Origin of the sequence: Rossellomorea yichunensis, from assembly GCF_032337515.1 — a bacterium.
GTDB classification, from domain to species: Bacteria; Bacillota; Bacilli; order Bacillales; family Bacillaceae_B; genus Rossellomorea; species Rossellomorea yichunensis.
In genome coordinates, this window is sequence record NZ_JAVYAD010000004.1 from 13,044 (window position 1) to 35,733 (window position 22,690).

At 40.1% G+C, this 22,690-nt stretch carries 28 protein-coding genes; 4 read left to right on the plus strand and 24 right to left on the minus strand.

The annotated features are described in order from the left end of the window. Window positions 1-3 precede the first annotated feature (3 nt). The 13 genes from RSX31_RS11035 to RSX31_RS11095 form a co-directional block, all read right to left on the minus strand. Window positions 4-309 (minus strand): metalloregulator ArsR/SmtB family transcription factor, encoded by a 306-nt coding sequence (locus RSX31_RS11035; protein ID WP_397540992.1) that lies wholly within the window; start codon window positions 307-309, stop codon window positions 4-6. A 269-nt stretch (window positions 310-578) separates the two neighbouring features. Further along, a complete protein-coding gene (locus RSX31_RS11040) occupies window positions 579-1,337 on the minus strand; it encodes an HAD-IIB family hydrolase (protein ID WP_315634537.1) in 759 nt (252 codons plus the stop codon). 26 nt (window positions 1,338-1,363) lie between these two features. After that, window positions 1,364-2,020 carry an HAD family hydrolase gene (locus RSX31_RS11045; protein ID WP_315634938.1) on the minus strand — a complete coding sequence of 219 codons (657 nt, stop codon included), beginning with the start codon at window positions 2,018-2,020 and terminating at the stop codon, window positions 1,364-1,366. 375 nt (window positions 2,021-2,395) lie between these two features. Continuing rightward, entirely contained in the window at window positions 2,396-2,818 is a 423-nt protein-coding gene (gene fosM, locus RSX31_RS11050) for a FosM family fosfomycin resistance protein (protein ID WP_315634538.1), read from the minus strand. A gap of 20 nt (window positions 2,819-2,838) precedes the next feature. Then, window positions 2,839-3,753, minus strand: coding sequence for an alpha/beta fold hydrolase (locus RSX31_RS11055; protein ID WP_315634539.1), 915 nt, complete (start codon window positions 3,751-3,753; stop codon window positions 2,839-2,841). A gap of 10 nt (window positions 3,754-3,763) precedes the next feature. Next, window positions 3,764-4,561: an aminoglycoside adenylyltransferase domain-containing protein gene (locus tag RSX31_RS11060; RefSeq protein ID WP_315634540.1), complete on the minus strand. Its 798-nt coding sequence runs from the start codon at window positions 4,559-4,561 to the stop codon at window positions 3,764-3,766. Window positions 4,562-4,656: 95 nt separating this feature from the next. Then, window positions 4,657-5,160: a hypothetical protein gene (locus RSX31_RS11065; RefSeq protein WP_315634541.1), complete on the minus strand. Its 504-nt coding sequence runs from the start codon at window positions 5,158-5,160 to the stop codon at window positions 4,657-4,659. A gap of 198 nt (window positions 5,161-5,358) precedes the next feature. After that, entirely contained in the window at window positions 5,359-5,787 is a 429-nt protein-coding gene (locus tag RSX31_RS11070; protein WP_315634542.1) for a hypothetical protein, read from the minus strand. Between the two features lie 289 nt (window positions 5,788-6,076). Further along, complete coding sequence (locus tag RSX31_RS11075) at window positions 6,077-6,901, minus strand: zinc-dependent metalloprotease (RefSeq protein WP_315634543.1); 825 nt, start codon at window positions 6,899-6,901, stop codon at window positions 6,077-6,079. Between the two features lie 549 nt (window positions 6,902-7,450). After that, entirely contained in the window at window positions 7,451-8,035 is a 585-nt protein-coding gene (locus RSX31_RS11080) for a hypothetical protein (protein ID WP_315634544.1), read from the minus strand. 102 nt (window positions 8,036-8,137) lie between these two features. Continuing rightward, window positions 8,138-9,217, minus strand: a complete 1,080-nt coding sequence (locus RSX31_RS11085) for an alpha/beta fold hydrolase (RefSeq protein WP_315634545.1) — start codon at window positions 9,215-9,217, stop codon at window positions 8,138-8,140. Beyond that, window positions 9,199-9,369 (minus strand): hypothetical protein, encoded by a 171-nt coding sequence (locus tag RSX31_RS11090; protein WP_315634546.1) that lies wholly within the window; start codon window positions 9,367-9,369, stop codon window positions 9,199-9,201. The genes RSX31_RS11085 and RSX31_RS11090 overlap by 19 nt, the downstream gene beginning before the upstream one ends. Window positions 9,370-9,427: 58 nt before the next feature. Next, window positions 9,428-9,631: an ATPase gene (locus RSX31_RS11095; RefSeq protein WP_315634547.1), complete on the minus strand. Its 204-nt coding sequence runs from the start codon at window positions 9,629-9,631 to the stop codon at window positions 9,428-9,430. 287 nt (window positions 9,632-9,918) lie between these two features. Here RSX31_RS11095 and RSX31_RS11100 point away from each other — a divergent pair, with 287 nt between their 5' ends. Beyond that, complete coding sequence (locus RSX31_RS11100; RefSeq protein ID WP_315634548.1) at window positions 9,919-10,209, plus strand: hypothetical protein; 291 nt, start codon at window positions 9,919-9,921, stop codon at window positions 10,207-10,209. Window positions 10,210-10,295: 86 nt separating this feature from the next. On the opposite strand, the gene RSX31_RS11105 is transcribed toward RSX31_RS11100, so the two are convergent. The 8 genes from RSX31_RS11105 to RSX31_RS11140 form a co-directional block, all read right to left on the minus strand. After that, window positions 10,296-10,646: a DUF4181 domain-containing protein gene (locus tag RSX31_RS11105; protein ID WP_315634549.1), complete on the minus strand. Its 351-nt coding sequence runs from the start codon at window positions 10,644-10,646 to the stop codon at window positions 10,296-10,298. A gap of 50 nt (window positions 10,647-10,696) precedes the next feature. Beyond that, window positions 10,697-11,350, minus strand: a complete 654-nt coding sequence (locus tag RSX31_RS11110; protein ID WP_315634550.1) for a hypothetical protein — start codon at window positions 11,348-11,350, stop codon at window positions 10,697-10,699. Beyond that, complete coding sequence (locus RSX31_RS11115; protein ID WP_315634551.1) at window positions 11,343-11,888, minus strand: sigma-70 family RNA polymerase sigma factor; 546 nt, start codon at window positions 11,886-11,888, stop codon at window positions 11,343-11,345. The genes RSX31_RS11110 and RSX31_RS11115 overlap by 8 nt, the downstream gene beginning before the upstream one ends. A 126-nt stretch (window positions 11,889-12,014) precedes the next feature. Beyond that, the gene (locus tag RSX31_RS11120; RefSeq protein ID WP_315634552.1) at window positions 12,015-12,689 is read right to left on the minus strand and encodes a lysoplasmalogenase; all 675 of its coding nucleotides are present in this window, start codon (window positions 12,687-12,689) and stop codon (window positions 12,015-12,017) included. Between the two features lie 35 nt (window positions 12,690-12,724). Next, window positions 12,725-12,949: a hypothetical protein gene (locus tag RSX31_RS11125; protein WP_315634553.1), complete on the minus strand. Its 225-nt coding sequence runs from the start codon at window positions 12,947-12,949 to the stop codon at window positions 12,725-12,727. Window positions 12,950-13,101: 152 nt separating this feature from the next. Beyond that, complete coding sequence (locus RSX31_RS11130; protein WP_315634554.1) at window positions 13,102-17,328, minus strand: S8 family serine peptidase; 4,227 nt, start codon at window positions 17,326-17,328, stop codon at window positions 13,102-13,104. Window positions 17,329-17,689: 361 nt separating this feature from the next. Continuing rightward, a complete protein-coding gene (locus RSX31_RS11135) occupies window positions 17,690-18,067 on the minus strand; it encodes a hypothetical protein (protein ID WP_315634555.1) in 378 nt (125 codons plus the stop codon). Next, window positions 18,060-18,266, minus strand: a complete 207-nt coding sequence (locus RSX31_RS11140; RefSeq protein WP_315634556.1) for a hypothetical protein — start codon at window positions 18,264-18,266, stop codon at window positions 18,060-18,062. Before RSX31_RS11140 ends, RSX31_RS11135 begins: the two co-directional genes overlap by 8 nt. A 220-nt stretch (window positions 18,267-18,486) precedes the next feature. On the opposite strand from RSX31_RS11140, the gene RSX31_RS11145 reads away from it, so the two are divergent. Further along, the gene (locus RSX31_RS11145; RefSeq protein WP_315634557.1) at window positions 18,487-18,678 is read left to right on the plus strand and encodes a hypothetical protein; all 192 of its coding nucleotides are present in this window, start codon (window positions 18,487-18,489) and stop codon (window positions 18,676-18,678) included. Here the strand turns inward: RSX31_RS11145 and RSX31_RS11150 are convergent, their stop codons facing one another. Then, a complete protein-coding gene (locus tag RSX31_RS11150) occupies window positions 18,679-18,861 on the minus strand; it encodes a hypothetical protein (RefSeq protein ID WP_315634558.1) in 183 nt (60 codons plus the stop codon). It lies immediately after the preceding gene. A gap of 47 nt (window positions 18,862-18,908) precedes the next feature. Then, complete coding sequence (locus RSX31_RS11155; protein WP_262371814.1) at window positions 18,909-19,316, minus strand: YbaN family protein; 408 nt, start codon at window positions 19,314-19,316, stop codon at window positions 18,909-18,911. A 282-nt stretch (window positions 19,317-19,598) separates the two neighbouring features. Between RSX31_RS11155 and RSX31_RS11160 the strand changes: the two genes are divergently transcribed. Then, window positions 19,599-20,792, plus strand: coding sequence for a YhgE/Pip domain-containing protein (locus RSX31_RS11160; RefSeq protein WP_315634939.1), 1,194 nt, complete (start codon window positions 19,599-19,601; stop codon window positions 20,790-20,792). 580 nt (window positions 20,793-21,372) lie between these two features. Continuing rightward, complete coding sequence (locus tag RSX31_RS11165; protein ID WP_187443565.1) at window positions 21,373-21,543, plus strand: hypothetical protein; 171 nt, start codon at window positions 21,373-21,375, stop codon at window positions 21,541-21,543. 25 nt (window positions 21,544-21,568) lie between these two features. On the opposite strand, the gene RSX31_RS11170 is transcribed toward RSX31_RS11165, so the two are convergent. Then, window positions 21,569-22,549, minus strand: coding sequence for a DUF1835 domain-containing protein (locus tag RSX31_RS11170; protein WP_315634559.1), 981 nt, complete (start codon window positions 22,547-22,549; stop codon window positions 21,569-21,571). Between the last annotated feature and the right edge of the window lie 141 nt (window positions 22,550-22,690).

Below are 22,690 nucleotides of genomic sequence, written 5' to 3' on the forward strand. Positions count from 1 at the left end.
CCCCTAAATGATATGATTATGACAACGAGCTACATCGTTTTGTACTTCCTCCAACACTACATCAAACATCGTTAACAAATCGCGGACTTTTTGATTGCTTAAGCTATAATAGATATACTTCCCTTCCTGTCTGCCTACAATGAGCCCGCATCCCTTTAAACAGGAAATATGTTGAGAAATACTTGACTGACTGCCATCCAAGTCTTTGACAATCTGCGATACCGTTTTTTCTTCTTCTTTTATACACTCCAGAATTTGAATTCTTAATTTATGGGCAAAGCCTTGCAGAAACTTTATTTTTGTATCCATATCAATCTCTTCCAACACTATAAACCCCTTCCACTCATATTAGATATTTCTAATACGTCTTCATTACTAACATATTACCAATTTCTAATATGTGTGTCAAAATTAGTATAAAAAACTTGTCGTTTCCATAAATCCATGGGCATCCAGAATACTGTTAACGGGGCCAGGCACGACAGTTTTCATAAAAAAATAAGCCTATCCTGATTTGGATAAGCTCACGTTAAATGAAGATCTTCATATGATAATTGATTATGCTCAAGCTGAATAAATCAGCTTTCAAGAATGAGTCCTCTTTGTTGATATAATTCACTGATTTCTTTTATTTTGAAAGGAACATTCTCAATCCTTATGGAAGTAGATGCATGTTCTTTTATTGGATGCTCTCCAACACAGACGCTGTACTTTGCGTTTTGAAACAGTTCTAAATCATTCTGGTCATTTCCGAATGCAATGAACTCGCCTGGTAGTATGCCTAATTGTCTCAAACCCTCCACCTTATGTATTCCTATTGGGCTTATATCCATGAGTTCTTCATCCCCATGTTCGTATACTTGTACAGATAGCTTCTCAAGCTGTTGTTTGATTGCTTGGTCTCTAGTAAATAATACGATTTTCGTGATCTTTAATAATTGAGCCAATGGCTGATTTACAGCACTCTTTTCAGGATCAAGATTACGGAATATAGGATGATGACGATTTCCTGTGTAGCTGTAATCCCAATCACTGTCTATCAGATAAGTCAGCTGGTTGGTTTCTATGATCTGTTTTATATGATTTACTGTTTCTGCTGTGAAAGTACGGGTCTTAATCTCCTGATCTGCATACGTAAAGGCACCATTCCCACCAACCATCCGATAATGCCGGAAATCTTCAGGCAGAACGGGTAATAAATCACGAATCGGCCTTGCTGAAGCAAATACAATTTCGTGCCCCTGTTGCTTACAAACGTTTAACGCATCACAAATCTCTTGGGTTAAGGGTTTTCCTTTAAAACAAATCGTCCCATCTAAATCGAATACAAAAATCATCTTTTTTCACCTCTGGCGTGTTGGCATTAAGTAATATAGCTTATTAATCTATCAAAAGAATCGATCTCGGCATATGGTTTGATATCGATATCATTCTTAATCCTTTTAGGATTGAACCATATGCCCTTAATATGTGCATGTTGACAGCCTCTAATATCTTTTTCTAAGTCATCTCCTACGAATAAGGCATCTTCCGGCTGCACATTCAGCTTATGCAGTGCTAATTCAAATATGCGTTTGTCGGGTTTAGTCATTCTCACTTCTTCAGAAATAATGATTGTGTCGAAATAATTACTTAACCCGGAGTTCATTATTTTAGCTTTTTGTCTATGAGTGGAACCATTTGTAATAATTCCAACTTTTACGTGCTGCTTTATGGTATTTACGATAGTAAGAGTATGCTGATTGATAGAAAAACATCGCGGGAAATGATGATTCCAAAAATCTTGAATGTCATGGCGTGGTAATCTATTCTGCGGTGGGAACTCATCAAATAATGATTCAAAAACGTTTATCTTATTGTTATCGCCATAGCTTCCTTTATCGGATTCTTTGAACCTATGCAACATTTCGTCTTTTGCTGGATGTTGAACATCTTCATAACACTTTTCTAAAATAACCGAAAACATTTTATCTACAGCGAGATCCCTGTCAAGTAAGGTATCATCCAGATCGAATAGGATTGCTTTATAATTACTCAAATATCTTCACGGCCTTTCTCTCATTAAATAATCCTCACATTTTCTTACCAATTCTAGAATGTCTTTTATCAGAGGCACTTAGTATCAATAAAAAAGCAAAAAAATAAGCAACACTTCCTATGATCATCTTTATCCCATTACCTAATGGGAATAGAAATGACAAGAAAAATATACATAATGGACTAAATAATATTAAAGCTAAGCCTATTGTAAATGCCACTTTCTCAGGTAGTGCTTTAATTTTACCTATCATTTATTTTCAACTTCTCTAATAAGATCTGTTTACTTATAAGGGTGGCTGCTGAACTCAGCATTCGAGCTGCTAACTGTTATCGACCTCCTATCTCGGACATCCTTTTAATCAAAAAACTTCATATGTATCTTCTCTTCTTTATAGTAATCCAATCTGTTTTGTAATGTACCTGTATGAAATTCAAATTTATGGCCATCCGGGTCCGTAAAATAGATAGACTCTTTATCTCTTTCATCTCTCGGACGACCTGACAAGATCTTAACATTTAATTTCTTTAGTTTGTCGTACATACTGTCAAAATCCTTTTCTTCAATGGAAAAGGCAATATGGGTGTAGGATTGGTGTATTTCATTGCGGGGGATGTCTTTCTCAACATTAAGGGCAAACCACATACCCTGTACATCCAAGTAAGCCGTTTTTCTGCCCTTTACTAATAATTTTGCATCGAATACTTTTTGATAAAACTCAATGGACGTTTCTAACTCTGTAACTGAAAATAGTAAATGATTAAGCCCTTTGATTGTCATTTACTCACCTCAATCCTTTACTACACTTTTGTTATCCTCGCATTGCACATTTTATGTACACAATCAATAACTAAATCCGGGCGATCGAGGAACACAGAATGTCCTGATTTACTCGCAAAGATTAATTCACTTTTTGAAGATAACTTACTCTGGTCAGTGATAAGCTCTGACCACTTCACTTCAAATTTCTTTAATTCCCAAAGTGGTATTCCTTTGCCCTTTTCTGATTCAATTGTAAATTCTATATCCCGACCAATGACGAATAAGGGTACATCCGGAAAAAACTCTAAGTTCTTAATTGCTTCTGCGTCATGTTTCCATTCCTTAATCTCTGATGCCATCGCTTGATAGAGGGATGGCATCACTTGAAAGTCCAATAGTTTTTGCTGAATAGCCTTTGGAAAGCTAAGTTGCTTCTCATTAAGTACAGGTTGAATGATATCCGATAATTCTTCTTTATCTTTTTTCGAATAATCTAAGCATTTCTTTATCCAGGATTCATCTGATTCCTCATTTATAATGGGTAGATCGAGTGTCTCCAATTCTTTCAATTCAACAGAGGTAGAGTCTACTAAAATCACTCCTGCCACACGTTCAGGATAAACTTTCACGAAGTGTTGGGCACACAGACCACCATAGGAATGTCCTACTAAATAAATCGGCTCATCGATTTTAAAGTATTGGAGTATATCCGCCAGATCACAGACTGTCGACTCTGTATTATGAACTTCCTTACCTAAATCACTTCGTCCGAGTCCCCTTCGATGAAAGGTTAGTATTCTACAAGTATTACTTAATGTTTCAATTACCTCATACCATTCATCAAAAGAGCAGCCCATCCCTGTAAGAATAACAATCTGCGGACCTTTATGACCTTTATGCAGCACTTCAATTTTATTTTTTTCTAGTTGAATAAGTGAATGAATCCTACTCACTCCTTTTCAGTCAGTGCAATAACGTCTGAACCTTTTCAGAAATATAGTTTTTTATCAATTCGAGTTCATCTTTCTCAAAGTCGCAAGTATCTGCCTCACTCGAATAACATTTCACCACTTTGTTAATCGTCATACTCATCTCTTTGGGGAATGTTACTAACCCCCAGTTACCGGCTTCCAGCTTGGAAGAAATAACCTCTTCTTTTAGATACCAAAAAACTCTGATCAAATTTAGTGTACAATAAATGGGGTCTTCTTCGATATTTGTTAAACAATCCTTAAAATCCCCTAATATGGACGATAGATAATCTGATCGTGGTACTAAAGGGAAAACATCACCAATGTGACTTCCTTTTACACAAACCCCTCTATTAGTAGTAATCATAATATGAGCTGCTAAATCTGCATCAGTGTTAACCTCCCCATTTAAATACTTGTATGTTCCACTGACTAAATCATTTTCATACCGTTCTCTCCAGAATTCACTGAAATGAAAATCATATGGACAAGGATGCTGCCATTCTGTTAATTGGTTCAAATTCAGGAAGCTTACTTCAACAGGAAATGGGGAATTGGAACACATTAAGAAGAGCTTTGCTAATTTCCTTTTCGTTTCGACTGTCATCGTCTTTTTCGTGACGACCAATACATCAATATCACTACGGTCCGGATTAAATCCTCCCATCGCTAAAGAGCCGTGTATATATAAACCTATCAAATCACCCTTTATTATTTCAGCAACCTCTTTTTGTAAGTTGAAAATAAAATCTTTTATGTCGGAAGAACACGTAAAATAATTATATGTCATTTGTATGCCCCTTTTATTATCCCATTAACTTGCTGTATGGATGGACAACTTAGGAAGCTTCGGGATGGTTTTGATGCTTCCCTGGCTCTCTCTTTTTACTGTTCCATTTTCTCCAATAAACCATCATCATTCATATTTCGAATGGTTACAATCTTGCCATCGTCATTGAGGTTCATTCTTGCTGTGATCGTAGCAGTGTCGGTTTGGCCGTCTTTCCTGTATTCCACTTCGACTTCATAATCATAGGCTTGGTCTTGATCCTTTTGTATATCAATATTCGTTGGTTTCAATTGGTACCCATTTTCATGTGCAACTCTTTGAAATAACAAAATGTGATTGGTATTAATCATATCTTCCCAATTCATCACCAGCGGCTTGTAGTTTACTTGTACATACTCTTCTAATTCAGGCGGAAATGCACCATCTTGTTCTAGAACGTACGATAGTTCATCATTAGGTCCTGTGAATTCTTTCTCCAAAAAAGTTTGGATGGTCTTCACATTCTCGTCACTTTCCTTTGGAGAGCTACAGCCCGCGCCCAGAACAATGAGAGACGCTAAAACGAATAAGTTCATGGTTATGCCCATGATTTTTTTCATGACCCCAACCTCCTCCGTAATCATCTATACGTACAATAATGGTAAAAGTTTCAATTTTCTTATAACGGATCTGGACTTCTCTACCCACCCTTACCACATTAAAAAGAAGCTTACCCTTTTCTGGATAAGCCTCCGCATCTTGAACCACTTACATAATAACTAAAACATTGGTTCGTCCGTATTTGTGAATTAATATAACTATTCACTTGTTTGGATAAGTTCCCTCGTTTTAGAATCATAGATATTATAACTTATTTCAAACTCATGATCCTTTGTGACTGTGAGCTCACAGTAGTACGGAACTGCCCTTCCATAAGAATCCAAGTCAGGGATATCTCTGAAATAAAAGGCATCGGACGAATCATCCATTTTAAATGATGCTTCACTGGTTCTCCCAGATGAATCTATCTCGATCGTGCAACTCCCTTTTACAACATCATACTCTTGGAATAACATATATTTTAAGCTGGGGAGAGTAATAATTAGCAGAAGACCGCTGAATATTAATGAAAAAAGAGCTTTAAATGTATTTGAAAGAGTAAATTCTTTTTCCTTGAACATATAAATAAACCAAAAAACACCAATCAATAATAATACTGCACCTATTATCAACATAGCATAATACATTTGCATCCTCATTCCCCAGGTGGAAGTAAATCCATTTTCATGTTATTGATTATACGTTTAAATCTTTGAAAAAGTTTCGTAATGTTGAATAATAAGTTTATGTTAATTTACAGGCTAATAAAAGCTATAGTGCAAGTTCACCACACTGATTTCTTATGCACCCCTGACTATTTCTTTACATTATTTATAGAAAAGACTACTAATCTCATATTCTCCTGTAAACATTTAGGGGGAATTTTAGAAATCCATAAGAAAACCTCCCTCAAAAATGAGAGAGGTTCTATATTGTTTACTGACCATACCAAACCTTATTATTCTGAATCTGTGTGTTATGTGCTGGGTGCCAATAATCTACTGAATAAGAATAGTCATAATTCATAACGCATCGAATCCCACTACCTTGTGCATCATGTCCAAGCCCGTAGTTATGTGAGAATTCATGCTGAGCTGCTTTAGAAGTGTTTGTTACACCTTGATCTAAGTTAACGCTAAATGCTGTTCCAGGATCTGAAGAATAAACGTAAGCTATTCCTCCAGCATCAAAGTTAGCATCCTTTGAGAAACCTACTACAAAGTCGTAACTGTAACCCGACCAATCCCTACTTAGATCGGATAAGATTTGTGAGCTGTTTCCACCTTGTGAAGTCCAATTTCCTACTGCCTGTACTTGGAAGTCAATTCCGTGGTCTCTAATAAATGCGTCATCTGCGTTTTCAACGATTTGTTGTACTCTGCTTTGCCAGTCACCATATGTACCTCGATATTCTTCATCCGCTACCGCTAATACAGTTACTGTTTTAGTCGCCTGAGCTTTGAACTCTTTATTTTGTTGTGCATCTTTTGAAGAGAATGTACTTTTAGTCGTTTTTACATCTTTCACATTACCCTTTTGATCTAACTCTACTACTTTAGTAGACTTCTCGATTTTTGCAGGACCTTTATCAGGTGCATATTCCTTAGCCTTTGGTAATGAATCGATGTAAGTAGTCTTTGGTGATGCATGGTCATGGTCGTGATGATCCAGGTCTGTTGGTTGTACCTTTGCTAATCCAATGGCAGGTGCGATACAAATTGATAAGGCTAAAGTAGTTGAAGCGATTTTTTTCAAGTTCATAGAGAACCCTCCTTTTTTGGTATACCTAACAAATTCGGGGGATTCTTCCTAATACCTTTTAATCAGAGGTTGAGAAAGTTCGGGTGAAAAGTCCTGTGTACATTCGAGGTATTTCTACTAAATAGGAGAAAATTTTCATGATTTCTCTGATATTTTAGATTTGAGTCAGTGGATAATAATCGGTTGTAAATTTTTATAAAAACAAGCTGATAATTTCTTCTAATTAATAACTGCCTTTTATTAATTTCAAGCGAATATGGACGTGTTTCTAACAAGAAACATGCTAATAAAAACCTGAATAAACGTATTGTCGTAGATCGAGTTAGTGATTAGCTGAAACCTGATTGGTTGGAGATAAAAGAGGTTTATTTTAATCAAACAATAATGCTCAAATCCTATATTTTTCATTGCCCTCGAATACAATACAACTCAAGTTCAAGACCAAAAGAAAAACCCTATATAAATACAGGGTTTCTCTCAAACTTTCTTTCTTATAAATTATTCAACTTTATTAAATATCAACAAATAAATGCCATAGTGTTTTTCTGATTAGCAGCCAAGAAAACGCAGGAACACTCCTCCCCGTATGGTTACAATCTGGCGCCCGCAAGCATCGGTGATCACTTGTGGAGCAAAGGCAAATGCGCCGACCGTATCAAAACAGGTCCCTTGACAATTTTCCGTTTTGCAAATCGTTTGGATCACTTGATTGACCGGCACGGAAACATCGCTTGCAAGAGTACATGGAATATCACCAATTTGAAGTCCCCCTTCAATCGGTGTCAAGTCTCCCACGTTTATATGAAATCTAGCGGTACCGACCAGACGAACGGCATCGATCGCCACAGGACACGTCAAGGTGCCACCGCATGGGTTCTCAACAGTCCCTTCCGCCTCCTGCTCTTCCAGCATACATACAAGCGCACTCAAATCAGAGCAGGCAGTGAAGCTATCGAACGTAGTGAATCTGAAAGTAAATCCATCCGGAACAATAGCGGTTGCACAATACTCTATGGTGCGGTCGCAGCTTTCCTGCTGGATATCGAGCTTATCTACCATTTTGCCATCTGAATCAAAATACACGACATTGTTTTTTAACATACTATCCCCCCCTCTATTACTATATATATGCATTTCTAGTAGATTTGAGAGGGACAGACACCTTTGATTATCAAACTTCTTTTTAACAAAGCTACAGGACGAATCTATTGATCCCCAAGAAGTCGAGCCGACCAATTATCTTCCCAACTCATTCTGTATATCCAACACAGCTTCTACAATAACTTTCGGTTGGTCATACATGACTGCATGGCTAGTGTTGGGCACAGAAATGTAGTCACTTTTCGTTGAGAGTTCCGTTAGTTGCTCCTGAGCATTTATCCATTTCTCGTTGATTTCATCCTCTTGTTGTTCTGAAAATCCTAATGCTACAGCTTGACTTTCAACTTCTTCGGGGCTGATTATCTTTAAAGGTTTATCGTTAAGTGATTCTATCTCCTTTAGTAATTCAACATTCTCAGGGATTTGTTGAATTTCTTCATCCAACACCTTGAAAAATGGTCCATCATATTGAACATGGGCATACTTTTCTTTAGATATAAACTCAGGCATTCCCGCCAATGTCATTTCTCCAAATAATCGAATAACCCCTAGTCTTGAAAGGATTCTATTATACATTTGGTCTTGTGAACGAAAAAATTTTTCATTATATGCAGGTGCATTTTCTTTAAAAAATTCGTTCCGTGAATCTACGAGAATCAAACCAGCCACCTTTTCCGGGTATTGGTCAGTGAAATGACGCGCATAAACACCACCGACTGAATGACCTATTAATATGACGGGTGTATCAATTTTTGTTTCTTTTAATATAGTGTTTAAATCTGTGATCGTTGTATCAAGTGAAAAGCCATTACTTGGCGGATCACTCCACCCGTAACCTGCGCGATCATAAGTCAGAACCTGAGTATACTTTGATAATTCTTCTTGAAACTGAGACCAGTCATAAGACCAGTTACCAGTTCCTGTTTCAATTACGACTGGTGGAAGATCGGTCTGATTTCCTTTTATATTCACATGAATCTCTCTATCTCCAACATGAATCATTTCTCCATCTGGGGGATAATTAGCTTTGACGTTCCGGTAACTAACCATTTCAAAAATCGATCCAGTTAAAGAAACTATAATAAGAAGTACTAACAGAACGAACCCTGTTACCTTTAATTTTTTCTTCATAAACCAATTCCTTTCTATTAACTCCAAAAGTTTTTCAACACAGCCACCTTTTGCTTTCAAAGTAATCACTTTAATCGTTTCCATCGATACAAAGCGTATCCAGTAAGATATGTAAACAATATTAAAAAAAGTGTACTTGTCAGTTTATTTAGTCCGTAATGAGTCTCAATACCATCTAAAATCCCTGAGTAAACCCCTGCCATGATTGCCGTGAATATAATTTTGCCTGGTCCCATTTACTACCTCCTGATCAAGGTTTCTTATATTTAATTAACTTTCACCTCTACAATTCCCCTATTCCAGAGACCTGGATCGAACAATCCGATCACTACCAAACGCCACTACTATCCCAACAACGATTGGTAGTAGGGCAATTTCAGTATCGGAGGATGAAATCTTGAATACAAGGAATTCTATATTTCCTATAAAACCAACGATATACAGGAGTACCATCGTCCCAATTGCGGCAATTAGCGGTAGCCAAAACAATTTAATCACAACTCCACCTCAATTCAATAAATGTCTTTTAACTTAATTCCAATTATTTCAAAATACTCAAAAATACACAATCCTTTATTCATCACTTTGATGACATCAAAATCACAGAATGAAGTGAAATTGAATTATTAAAATATTAATACCGCAACAAGAATCATAAAGTAATCGTCCTATTTAAAGGTCATTATCCCCAAATTATAGACAATACGACCTACACTCAATATCGAAATTCACAGTATGATTGTCTATACATAATTACATTTATAAACAAAAAGGGGATGGCAACCATGATAGGTTTCCTTCAATGTTCAGTAAAGTATGTAGTTGCGTGTTCACTGGTTTTTTCTGCAGGTGCTGCCGTAGAGGTGACGCAGACATTCGCAGCCGAGAATGACGGTACAAAGGTCATAGAAGATGGCGGCGGCCAAGGGGGAGTCACCTGGATAGAGTATTATTGGAGAACTTCAGGCAGTAATTTCATCATCATGTATCGAAGTGCAAACGGCGGGGATCAGTGGAAAGAAGTGACCTATAACAAATACGGTAATATTGTTAAGGTTTTGTATGGAACATATTAAGGGGAAAGGATGATGGATCTGTATCCATCATCCTTTTCTTTGAGTGAAGCGCAAGCGCAAGGACGGGACTATAATCTCTCGTCTTTCTACTCTAAGAAATCAAATGTATAACCAACCGTTATAAAGATGATGAAGAATACAAGGCCTAAGAGTCTAATGACGTACTCTCTTTCAGCTTTACTCCTTCTCCATTGCATAAAGGCATCGAATCCCGAGAGTAAGATAATGATTATCGCCCCGACGAGTTCAGCCTGGAAGAACACAACACATATAAAAAAGAGCGTCCAACCGATTCTCCTTACCCAAGTGTGAGTTGAACCAAGTCCTTCTAATCCGGATTTTCTGTTATATGGAATGTTCCACCATCTCCTGGCAATCTTCTCAACGATAAAATACGCTGCCAAGGAGATGACAATATAAACGATAAAACTGTGCATGTGATACCTCCAAAAGTCCGTCTACAGGGTAATTATGCTTGCCTAAGGATTTATCTAAACGACTCCGCCATCTTAATCATGTCTTTTTTAGACAAGGTAATGTCAGATCCCCCGGGCAAGTATTCCATTTCATATTTAATGGTATCCCCTTCAATCCACATCAGTCGGTTGACCTTTTCCGGACCTTCTGACTCGTAATAGCTTCCTTTGGATTGGCCGACTTTCACTTCTTCCTGGTATAGTGTCAGATTGGTTCCTGGTTCTATGGATTGAAACGTCAGTTTGATTATTTGTCTTTCCTTACCCGTCAAGGTCACCAATTCTATTTCCCCTGAAGGATCCGCACTTGTTTTGGTTGTGACCTCCGCTACTTCAAATGGGGCCTTTGTGAGAAACTTGAATTCTGCGCCAAGGGATTCAGGACGATCTTTAGCCTCGTATTGATAAAAAGGGGCACTGGCGTTATTTCCGTCAAAGAGTCCCAATTGTGTTCCACCGAAATAAACGAATAAAGAGAGGCATGCGGCAACAAATACAAAGGACATCAACGGAGCGAATATCGGTTTTTTATTGAATGAAAAAGCTTTGGATGAAGGTTTCGAATGAACTTCATTCAGAATGTTCTCCCTCATCTTATTGGTAAAACCATGCCCTTTTAAGGTCTCTTCTTTCATCAGACCTCGCAAACGTTTAAGCTCATCCATTGTTATACACCTCGTTCCGTTTAATCGTTGAACCGAGCAGCGCTTTCCCTCTTGTTAATCTGGTCTTCACCGTATTGGTGTTCAAATCCATACAGGCTCCGATTTCAGATAGCTTCATTTCTTCAAAATAATATAGAAAGATGACCTCCCGATACTTGATGGGAAGGGACAACACGCTCTGGATCAGTTCAGAATTCTTTTCCTTCTCGATCACGGTTTGTTCCGGCGCGCCAATCTTTCCTTTGACCATGTCATTGATTTTATTCGATATGCTGACCATACGTGTATCCCACCGTCTTAAATAATCTTTGCAATGATTGACGGTCACGCTGATGATCCATGTTTTAAGGGTGGAATCCTCGCGAAAGGTATCCATCTTTTGATAAAACTTGATGAAGATCTCTTGAGTCAGATCTTCCGCCAGGCTGTGTTCCTTCACATAGGAATAAACAATGTAATACACATCATTTCCGTATTCCGTCATGGCTTTCTCAAGTAGTCGATCCTTCTCGGCTTTAGAAACAGTTCCGGGTTTCAAACACTCACCTGCTTTGTATGTATCTTCACTGAATAAGACGTTTCTACTATAGAAAAAGTTTGGATTATTTCATAATTTGTCAAAAAAACACACCTGGCGAGACCCCTCGACAGGCGCAAACGCTAATTATATGTTCAACCTTTTTCCCTCTTCATGCCTGACTGACTTCCCTAAGCTTGCGAGGCTTCCCGCAATCAGGAACTGCGCCGAGTAGTAGGTTGTCATGATCAAAACATCCGAATAAGGGATGGCTGACACAAACATATTCCATGACAGGATCGAGTCCGAGATGACAAACAGGATGCTGCCGGCAGTTGCCCATAGGTTACCGGTCAGGATGGCGGTTAAAGCCATCAGGGAAATGACCAGCATGTAGGCAACGACGGGGATCACGAGTCCATCATTTCCTTCAGTTTGGAGCGCGGAAATCAGTTGTCGGCCGATGAAGAAGGAATACAATGCAATCGGCAGTAAGGCGGCGAAGCGTGTCTTGTTCATACTGGACATTTTGATAAATCCCATCAAATAGAAGACATGTCCGATGAGGAAAGATCCAAGACCCGCTACAAATGATACCGCTATAAACCCGTCGCCCAACATGCAGAAAAACAAGCCGATGACGATGAGGCGCATGGCCGGTACTGGTTTTGCAGGCAGCTGACGGAATGCGTAGAAAATGATGAGTAGCATCGGGATCAGCTTAAAGACGATTTTCAATGCTAATGGCTCTGTCGGAATGATCCATATATAGAGGGCTGCCATGATTCCGATCAGGGTGGGGAGCATCCATTTATTCAACATCGTTCACATCCTGTTTATGCGTTTTTCACTTATTCCTATGGCATATATACTCTCTTTGGAGAAGAAATTCCTTCTTTCGAAAGCTTTATAGTCTTAAAAGAAGAGGCAATCGCAATAAAAGTCTGAAATCCCCCCTCTCTTTCAAGGGGCAGATCAATAATTATGCCTGTTTGGACGACTTTCAATCCTGATTTTGGATAATTAAGCCCCATTTGGGATTTATTGAACCATAATTTAATTAATTGAACATTTATATACATAATTGATCCTCTGTGTCGAATATTCTTGATACTTGCTCGCTTCCCCAGTTATAAAGGGGGATTGAAAATGAATGAAAAAAGAGGCTGTCAATCTTTTATCGACAGCCTCCTTTTCATTCTTGAAAACTAATTTGAGAAACGTTTAGCGTATCTCAATTCAATTCTGACACGATATCATCTAATGTTTTTCCGTTATATTCTGTCTTGCCTGCAGGAGGATTCGCAACATCCGGATTCTGCACCAGGTAGTTGTCGATGATATACTGCAAGTCGGTCTTGTCCACGGTGCCATCATAATTGATATCTGCCTCGCGGTGATCGGTTCCATAATGCTCCTGGATTTCGATGGCATCCATAATATCGATGACATCATCTTGGGTGACATCCCCCGCTTGGATTTCTGCGTAGAAGATATAGGTCATTCTTCCAGTCGGCTCTCCGTTGAATTCGTCTCCCAAGTGGCTGATGGTTGCATGACGCGCAAAGTGCCCAGGGAGGGTAATCTTGATATCATATTCCTCATGCGTAACCGGGAGTTCATTAAAGGTATATCTAGCCCTTGGATTGATGCTGCCATCACGAACATTCCCCGACTGATCGGTCAAGCTCACCTTGGCTCCTACTGAAGACATATCCAAGCCAGGTCTGAGCCATACGCCATCGGTAAATCCATCTGGTAAAAACCCTCCTTCAAGTTGAGAATGAGTCGGAAGGATATTGATTCCCTTGCCAAACGATTGAATGACACTGGTTTCGCCAGTTGAAGAGGTAACTTCGGATTTTGTTAATTCAATCGGGTAGATCCATTTTTTATATAAATCCGGTGTTTGTTTGACCTTCACATGAATGTCCAGCAGGTTCATCCCGTTTGGTATGTCTTCATTCAGTTCTCCGTTTACCGTCAAAGTCACCGGGATGGTCGTTCTCGTTCCCGACACAACGGAATCTTTTGCTTCTGTTACAATCTCTACTCCCTGCTCATCTGCGAATGCTCGAAGCTCCTCACTGATGGTTACGTCAAACTCTTCGTATACAGAGTTGTCATAACGGACATCATAGGTAGCTCCATGAATGGAAGTGTGGTGAGAGGAAAGGTTCAAGCTCAGTGATTCTCCGTATTTCGCATCACTCTTGGTAGAACTTAATTTAGCATATGGAGTCCCTTCCCTAATGAGATCATACGTCTGATCCGGATGATCCTTCATCCCATTGACGGCCTGGTCATAGTAGTTCAGGGTGAATTTCCCTGTTTCTTTCCCTTCTGGCAGTTGCAATGAGGCTTCAAAGTCACCTTCCCCGTCCACATTCACAGGTGTCATTTTGTACGGACTTGAAGACAGGACATTGACCGTGTTCGTGGACTGATCAAAGGTTTCTCCATATTCTTTCATCTTGTCGATCTGGTTATTATAGATATTCCCATTTATCACAAGACCTTCATCCGTTACTTCGTACACTCCGCCTTTTTGTTTCATATCTACTTCCGGTAGTGTGTTTTCAATAAACAGATTGTCGGATTTTCTGTATGTCTTACCATTTGAATCCGTCGCGACGATTTCAACCTTATAATTTCCTGGAGGAGCCATGGTTTTCGAATAGGCTACCGGATTTTCGGCATTTCCTGTGAACGGATAGTACAGGCCTACGAATCCAAATTCAAGTCCAAAGAGATAGTCTTCCGGTAAATAAAACGGGAACGAATCGATCACCCCAAGACCTTTGCCTGTATCGGCATCCTTCAGGACAATATCCACCTTTTCCATTCCGTTATTCAGAGAAAACGAAATCGGTGAATATCCCATATAACCATTATTGAAATCACGTCGAGTAGTGAAAGAAGTAAAATGGGCCGTCACTTCTTTGATTCCTGTTTCCAACAGGCGGAACCCTACCGGCAGCTGGTACACCTCATCTGGGTTCTCTTTATTCGTGAACGTTACCATCCCTTCATAAAATCCCGGCTTAGCCGTCTTCGGGATGTTCAGGAATACATTTTGATCCTTGTCTTTTCCGGCTTTCACATTTGCGGATTTAGGAAACGACAGGCTGACTCCATTTTCTTTCATGCTTTGGTTGCCATCGATCTGATTTTCTTCAAACGAGATGGCAAACTTTTTCTGCTCATCACTGTTATTATGAAGGGTTACGGATAGACGTTCAGATAGATTCTCCCCTGTTTTACTTATCCCTCCAAAGCTCAGATCACCACTATGCTCAATAATCTGATCCACCAAATGACTTTCATGAAGGTGTGTTTCCTCCGCATGGGATTCTGAATCCGGAGCTGCCGTCAGGATCTCATGTTCCACTTCGATTTCCACATCTGCATGCATGGCTTCATAGACATCAATCCGCCCGGCGCCCCGTTCAAATACGCTCGTATCCCCCTTCACTTCATCCGCTGTATTCATCAGGGCTGTTTTCACATCTTCCGGCTTTAAGTCCGGATTTTCCTGAAGAAGGACCGCTGCTGCACCCGCTACATGTGGCGCTGCCATCGACGTTCCGGAAGCCCGTTTATACGCGACATCATAATTACCGATATACTCGCTTCCCTGCATATAACTTGGGACAGAGGAATACACACCGACACCCGGCGCAACGATTTCCGGTTTGATGTCATGGGTTATTCTTGTCGGCCCGCGTGAACTGAAACTGGCCAGGTGGTCCCCGTCAGACTGAACCTCTTCAAAATGATTGAAGGAGAATGTGCTGTCTTCTTTTAAAGATTCCAGAATGGCTTGTCCATCTTCATATGTTAATGAGAATCCTGGAATGAATTTCACTTCTTCCCCAAAATAATACGGAATATGCCCTTCTTCCGGGTTGTTATTGAAAATAAGCGCTGCCTTCGCTCCATGTTGTTTGGCAATATAAATCTTTTCATTTACACCGTTTGTTCCTCTTGAGATCAAGACGACTTTGCCTTCTACATCTTTTCCTTCGTAATCAGCATTCCGTCCTATCCCTACGTACGTGATAGCAGCTTCTGAGCCCAGGAGTCCATCCAGGGAACCAAAGTCTTTTCCAAGTAAACGCATACTGGTAAGTTCCATGCTTTCTGATCCATTTACAAGAGCTCCTTCTGCTTTTGAAGCGGTAACAGAATAGTCACTTGCCCCTACGGTGATTCCGAGACTCGCTGTTCCAGGTGCGCCCAACGTATACTGGTCATCGCCAGAGTTTCCTGCTGCCACAACGGCGACTGTCCCTGACAGCATGGCATTGTCGATGGCAATCGAAGTAGGATCCAAAGGACTGAGGGAGGAACCGCCAAGGGATAGATTGATGACGTCCATCCCATCTTTTACGGCCTTCTCGATTCCAGCCATGACTATTGACATAGCCCCGCTGCCGTAAGGACCTAATACCTTATACGCATAAATATCTGCATCGGGAGCCACTCCTTTGACCCCATTCCCCTCCTTATTCTCGGCACGACCGGCAATCGTTCCGGCTACGTGGGTGCCATGAGAGGTGTAATACGTTGATCCACCCAGTGGATGGTACTCCAATAGACCGGAATCCAGCCACTCTTCATACGTCGTTTCCATAGGGTCGTCATCATTGTTGATTAGATCATATCCACCTTTGTAGGCTTCTTTCAAATCAGGATGATGGTAATCAATCCCCGTATCCAGTACCCCTACTTTAATTCCTTCCCCGGTAAAACCTTCAGCGTGGGCTGCCGGTGCAGAAATCTGTGTCAGGCTATCCATTGCAGGTGAAGAACCTGTAGTCTCCTCGCTTAAAGGAACGGGATCTACCCTAATCTCCGCGTCAACATAAACCGCTTTGACTTCATCGTATTTCAATAACTCCTTCACTTCACTTGCCGGCAGTTTCATCGCGACCCCATTAAAAGCCTGACGGTATTCCTTCCCGATTTGAATCGAAGACTTTCCTTTGGCTTTCGCCTGCTTCTTCGTTATCTTTTCTTTAAACTGATGATGGACTTTCTGTACCTTCTCTTTAGCCGCCTGAAGAGAAACCTTCTCTCCCTTAAGCTCCTTCTTCTTCACTTCCACCTCTGCAGGATCTTGTGAAAACTGAACGATGACAGCAATCTCTTCATCAGAATGTACATTGATCTCAGGTGATACAAATTTCTCACCGGCTTGCATCTGCCCCTCATGAATCCGCTCGCGATCCTCCTGAGTAGCATGTTGCAAATACTGTTCCAGCTTGTCCACAGGCGTTGAGTTCCCTTCGGCAAACGCAGGCGAAATGCCCGATACCAGTAAACTGGTTGCCAAGAAACTCGTTGTGACTGCATTGAATGGTTTCAATTCCATCCTTCCTTTCTCGATTAGAATTACTTTGGTTTGTGTTGGAGCGTGCCACTTCTTGGCAATTGGGTTAACTGCTTCTAACTGCATTCACTTTTCATTCCGTATAAAAAAAAGATTAGTCTCCCCGAAGGTATGTATGATGTCGATAAATGAAAAAGTAGTAGATTTTCGAGATGATGTAGAGATGTAGATTGATAGAAGATGAAGTAAGTCGCAAGAAGTGATTCGCACGCAATCTAGTGATGTTAGTTGAATTCTATAATGGTTTAACACATGGGACAATTGGGGTTTTTATTCCACTCTTCTTCCCTATGGATATACGGTCTCAGTGACCTTTCTCTACATTTGCCAGCAAGAAAGAATCTTTTTTGGTCCAATAGTCATTTGGGGGTTGGGGTTATAAAAAAAGAACGCAAGAACCTCTCGTGATGAGTGGCCCTTGCGTCAATCATTGGAATGAAGTTGACTGTTGAATGATTTCTCCCCCAGGACTTACACTATACTGAGCAATCGAGTTGGTTGCTGAATCTTCTCTCAAAAGCCCATCTTTATAGTTAAACGTTATCTTCCATGCCTTTGAAGAACTACTGAAGTTTGTTTCATTAGAAAGGAGTTCTATGTCATCCATACTGATTTTTTCCCAGCTTGTTTCATTATGATCCTTTACATCTTTTTCGAATTTTTCCAAGGCAATTGCTTCGGCTTTTTCACTATCAATGCCTCCCACTTCATCACCCGCACAGCCTAATAATGAAAGGACTGCCATTAAGCTTACAACGATCATCATAATTCTTTTTAAATGAAATGTCCCATTCCCCTCAACCATTGGAACCTCCACCTGAATGGTGATTCGAATTCATGGCTTGTTGGGAATGCCGTGCGGACTTTTCGTATGCTTCATCCCTGGCATTTCGGGACGTATTCTTGATGCTATCTCCATAAAACTCCATCTTCCTGGAACCGATCCAAATCCTAATTGCAAAGTAAAGGACTAGAATTCCGATGAAAATAAAGAAAGACATCATTTGATTTCCCCCTCCTTACTTTTTATGTTTTCTTAATGTGAATTATTTCAAATGTTTTTGCGTTGGGCAACACCTATTCATATAAAGACTAAAGGGGCTTGGCAACATTTAAGGAGCACAGGTACAGTTTTGCATATCCCCTCAATCTTATCGATATTTTTACTGTTTTAACTGGGGAATTAATGTTTCATGTGTGCTCAGGCCGGTCTTGGGATTGATCATGGAACCTTCGCTTATGAATCATGCCGGTTTCGAGGACATTCATGCCGGAATTGAAGGAATCATGCCGGTTCTAGAAAAATCGTGCGGGAATTCCATTTATCATGCCACTTTCGTCCATAATCATGCCAGGTTGTCGAATGTTCTTTATCTTGTCATAAAAAAAGGACCCGTCTCATTGACGGGTCTTTAGTCATTTCAAAGGGATAAAATATTTCTCCATTTCCCTTTCTGAGATAATCAATCTCGTGGATAAGTCTATCGTTCGTAAAACATATTCCTTGATGCCGATATACTCCGATTCAGCAATCAAATAGAAGTAGGCCCCTTTTTTGAACCCTCTGAAATCGCTTTTTAATTGATATCTTTTCAGCATTGTCTCCAATAACTCCTTGGTTCACTACAAGCCCGTAATCCCATAGATCACTGGCTTTTCTCCACCTGATACGACTCCGGATATATCGTTTCGATTTTTTTTATAAAATAATAATGCTTATATAAAGCTAGCCCGATTAAGATGATCCGAACAAACAAGATATCCACGAACACTACTGAGAGCAGAATAAAGAAATCAGCCGTCACGTTGATCCTGATTTTCTCTTTCCTGGTCATCCCCTTCTTTTGAAGGAGGGCGAGAACATATTTATCATATATGACTGTGCTTTTAAACCAACGATCGATCCGCTTGGAGCTTTTAGCAAAGCAAAACGCGGCAAATAAGTAAAACGGGCCACCCGGCAGAACCGGAAGCACAGTGCCGGCAATCCCGAACACCAGGGATATCGAGCCAAGCAGCATAAACAGGATGCTCTTTATCTTTTTCAGTGTCATGATTGATTTCCCCTACCATCGCTAGATTAATAGACATGTCTACTTCCATTCAACATCATTGTACTATAACTATAACAGGAAGGGCCGGGTAGTTGATTAGGTGATTTATGTTAATTGTGTGGCGATTGGCGGGTGGATGAGGAAAAGGGTCTGACCCACAATTAAAAAAAGTGATCACTCACTTTTTTTATTGACTTTCCGAAAAAAGGGAGTAATATTATTTGTGAGTGATTACTCACCCCTTTTTTTATTTTTCCTAAACGGAGGTTCAAACATATGAATATCTTCAAAAACAAACTGGTGCTGGCCTCACCCCTCATTGCATTGGCCATTATCTTTATTTTCTCCCTGACTCTGTTCCCATCGGTTCAGCCCCAACCTAAGAATTTGCCGATTGCGATTGTGAATGAAGATCAAGGTGTACAGATCCCGGATCAACCAAAGTTGAATATGGGCGAAACACTGCTTGAAAAGATCCAAACGATGTCAAAATCAAATACGGATGAAGACCCTGCAATGAAATGGATTGAAGTAAAAAACACAGAAGCTGTACAAAAAGGGTTAGATAACCAAGAGTATTACGCAGCACTCGTCATTCCGGAAGATTTTAGTGCGAAGCAGGCTTCTTTACGAACATCGGAACCAACTTCCCCTGAAGTGGAGATTTACATTAATCAAGGGATGAATACGATGGCTGCAACTGCTGCAGGACAAATGGTGAATGGAATCGTCGACAATATGAACAACAGTGTTCGCGCCCAGCTCCTTGATGAATTTGAGAAGCAAGGTGTCACCTTGTCGCCAAAACAAGTCTCAAGCCTGGTCAACCCGATGACGAAAAACGTGACCAACGTGAATGAAATCGGGACGAATAGCGCAAATGGGAACGCTCCTGTGTCACTATTCCAGCCTCTCTGGATGGCAAGCATGGCAAGTGCAGCAATCATCTATATCGCTGTCAGCAAATTATCCACCTCCAATCGAAAAGAAAAGCTTTCAGCAATGTTCCTCCAAATCCTGATCGGTGCGATAGTCGCCCTAGTCGTCGGATTTGGCTTAACCTGGATGGCTGAGGGGCTGATCGGATTCACTATCCCGGATATGACCGATACCGCCTTGTTCCTGAGTCTGACGTCATTCAGCTTTTATCTCATGATCTCAAGCATTCTTTCACTAATCGGACTTAAAGGCATGCCCCTATTTGTTTTAATGCTATTCTTCGGGGCACCACTGCTTGCCATGGCTCCTGAAATGATGTCGTCGTTTTATCGCGATTGGTTTTATTCATGGCTGCCAATGCGATTCATGGTAGAAGGTTTACGTGAATTGTTCTTCTTCGGAAAAGGATTGACGTGGAGTTCATCTGTGTCGACGCTTGTGTGGATTGGGTTTGGGAGTATGCTTGTGATACTGGCCACTGCTTTAAAACCTAGTGCTGGTGGAGAAGCGAAACCTCAAGCAAGTATAGAAGGTTAATTGGAAAATGGTCAGGGCTTTTAGCTGCTGACCATTTTTATTTGTATTTTTAATTTGAAGAACCGGAGTTTTTGTTCATTTTGGAGATTTTATCTACTTCATCTATTTTCATAGCATGTTCAGATAAATCCGGCGGCGTCATTCCAGACTTTCTCTCGTAATAGATTGCAATACTTGCTACTAAAATAATAGTGGTAATGATAATAACCATATCATTAGAAACCTCTACTTTTAGATATCTGCTTCATCAGAGAATGGGAACTGCCCTTCTTATTTGTGATAGATTTCCCTTTCAAGAACCTCCACCCGCTGTTTTAAATATTCAATTTCATTATTATTCGACTTGTTTAAACCTTTATATAAAGATAGTAAACTCCAAAATATGATTACAAAACATAACCCCAATATAAACAATACAATGATGATTCCAAAGATAGTCTCTAAAATAATTCGTCACCCTTTTCATTTTCCAAATGAGTTATTTCCGTTGGACTCAACCTTTCTCCTCCTTGTTTAAATTAAAGAATCATTCACCCGTACATATGTTATAATTATCCAATAATCGAGAGGAGACCAATCCATGTCCAATGATGTTCTGTTTAGCATTTTCCCGCTATTGACCGTTATATTTTACCTGGCCCCCATTATATTCATCATCTGGTTCTTGATGAAATTCCTGAAGATCCAGCAAGAGAAGAACCGGATCCTGAAAAGCATTTCTGACAAGCTGGATAAGAAACTGCAGGATTAGTTATGGGCGTGAAAGACCGCCCATTTTATTTACGTTTCACACTATAAAACCTCATCGCTTTTGGGACCCCTTTGATCTCAAATACGCCATTCATGATTAAATACCTTACTCGATACTCAAAATATCCGTCATCGATATATTGTTCCACATGTCCCAGCACTTCACCTATAAGTCGAGCTGATTTCATGAACCCATGATTCTCCAACTCTTTATGCAGTTTTTCCGCTGTATGGATGATGTACTCATCAAAATAATCTTCCCGGACTCTTTTTATTTCGCCATTCTCCCAGATTCTCAAGACTTCCTGTGTGGCAGACAGCTCTTGCCACTCCTCTTCGTAAGCTATTCTTTGTTCTTTATTCAATGGAGCAGAAACATGTTCATACATCATACCCATTTTTTCTGGTGAAAGTTCTCCAGTGTGCAAGGTATGAGAATGAGTTGTATTCATGATATACAGAACGTTTTGCTTCCCTTTTAATAGATATAGAACATATCGCAGGGCCGTTTGTTCGTGAGCATTTCCCCCGCCCCAAATTGTAATGGGGATATGGTCAGGAATCGCCTCAATCTCCGAAATCGTTTCATTGAACCTTTCATGGCATTCCGCTAGTTCATCACCTTCAAAAAGAATATGATTTTCGAGCCATTCATACCGGTGATGAATCCCCCGTTCTTCATGCAGTTTCCATATGGGACCGATGGAGAACACATCCGAAAAAGCGAGCACCTTAGCGTCTCCCACATCCCTTTCTTTTAAGGTCATTTTCAAACTGCCGGATGCAGAATCTCCAAACAAGATATGGACGGCTTCATAGGTCTTTTCCGTCACAGCCTGACTTCTTTTATACTCCACAAAATTCTGATAGGTGTTCTTAAGATCTATTACCAGCTGGTCTTGCTCTGTTTCTTGCGCCATATTGATTCGTAACAGCATGTGGAATAGCAGGGATTTTACTTCGTCCTCCGTTGAATGCTCCACTAGTTTTTTTATTTGATCAATCAATTTATTTCACCGCCTTAACATAGAAAAACTATCCATATTTTGTAATGATATCAAAGGGCTCCACGTTAAACCAGATGTAACGATAAATCAGACCGCTAACGATTCTTTTAAAAAGCCCTCTCCATTAAACCCATCATCCAA

Bases quoted from the DNA above. Each gene is read 5' to 3' on its own strand.
- RSX31_RS11135 (WP_315634555.1), bottom strand. From the start codon at position 18,067: ATGGTTGAGGGGAATGGGACATTTCATTTAAAAAGAATTATGATGATC.
- RSX31_RS11085 (WP_315634545.1), bottom strand. From the start codon at position 9,217: ATGGAAACGATTAAAGTGATTACTTTGAAAGCAAAAGGTGGCTGTGTT.
- RSX31_RS11100 (WP_315634548.1), top strand. From the start codon at position 9,919: ATGATAGGTTTCCTTCAATGTTCAGTAAAGTATGTAGTTGCGTGTTCA.
- RSX31_RS11040 (WP_315634537.1), bottom strand. From the start codon at position 1,337: ATGATTTTTGTATTCGATTTAGATGGGACGATTTGTTTTAAAGGAAAA.
- RSX31_RS11070 (WP_315634542.1), bottom strand. From the start codon at position 5,787: ATGTATTATGCTATGTTGATAATAGGTGCAGTATTATTATTGATTGGT.
- RSX31_RS11145 (WP_315634557.1), top strand. From the start codon at position 18,487: ATGGAACCTTCGCTTATGAATCATGCCGGTTTCGAGGACATTCATGCC.
- RSX31_RS11035 (WP_397540992.1), bottom strand. From the start codon at position 309: ATGGATACAAAAATAAAGTTTCTGCAAGGCTTTGCCCATAAATTAAGA.
- RSX31_RS11065 (WP_315634541.1), bottom strand. From the start codon at position 5,160: ATGAAAAAAATCATGGGCATAACCATGAACTTATTCGTTTTAGCGTCT.
- fosM (WP_315634538.1), bottom strand. From the start codon at position 2,818: ATGACAATCAAAGGGCTTAATCATTTACTATTTTCAGTTACAGAGTTA.
- RSX31_RS11125 (WP_315634553.1), bottom strand. From the start codon at position 12,949: ATGTATATAAATGTTCAATTAATTAAATTATGGTTCAATAAATCCCAA.
- RSX31_RS11060 (WP_315634540.1), bottom strand. From the start codon at position 4,561: ATGACATATAATTATTTTACGTGTTCTTCCGACATAAAAGATTTTATT.
- RSX31_RS11090 (WP_315634546.1), bottom strand. From the start codon at position 9,369: ATGGGACCAGGCAAAATTATATTCACGGCAATCATGGCAGGGGTTTAC.
- RSX31_RS11080 (WP_315634544.1), bottom strand. From the start codon at position 8,035: ATGCATATATATAGTAATAGAGGGGGGGATAGTATGTTAAAAAACAAT.
- RSX31_RS11120 (WP_315634552.1), bottom strand. From the start codon at position 12,689: ATGTTGAATAAATGGATGCTCCCCACCCTGATCGGAATCATGGCAGCC.
- RSX31_RS11155 (WP_262371814.1), bottom strand. From the start codon at position 19,316: ATGACACTGAAAAAGATAAAGAGCATCCTGTTTATGCTGCTTGGCTCG.
- RSX31_RS11105 (WP_315634549.1), bottom strand. From the start codon at position 10,646: ATGCACAGTTTTATCGTTTATATTGTCATCTCCTTGGCAGCGTATTTT.
- RSX31_RS11140 (WP_315634556.1), bottom strand. From the start codon at position 18,266: ATGATGTCTTTCTTTATTTTCATCGGAATTCTAGTCCTTTACTTTGCA.
- RSX31_RS11110 (WP_315634550.1), bottom strand. From the start codon at position 11,350: ATGGATGAGCTTAAACGTTTGCGAGGTCTGATGAAAGAAGAGACCTTA.
- RSX31_RS11150 (WP_315634558.1), bottom strand. From the start codon at position 18,861: ATGCTGAAAAGATATCAATTAAAAAGCGATTTCAGAGGGTTCAAAAAA.
- RSX31_RS11130 (WP_315634554.1), bottom strand. From the start codon at position 17,328: ATGCAGTTAGAAGCAGTTAACCCAATTGCCAAGAAGTGGCACGCTCCA.
- RSX31_RS11165 (WP_187443565.1), top strand. From the start codon at position 21,373: ATGTCCAATGATGTTCTGTTTAGCATTTTCCCGCTATTGACCGTTATA.
- RSX31_RS11075 (WP_315634543.1), bottom strand. From the start codon at position 6,901: ATGAACTTGAAAAAAATCGCTTCAACTACTTTAGCCTTATCAATTTGT.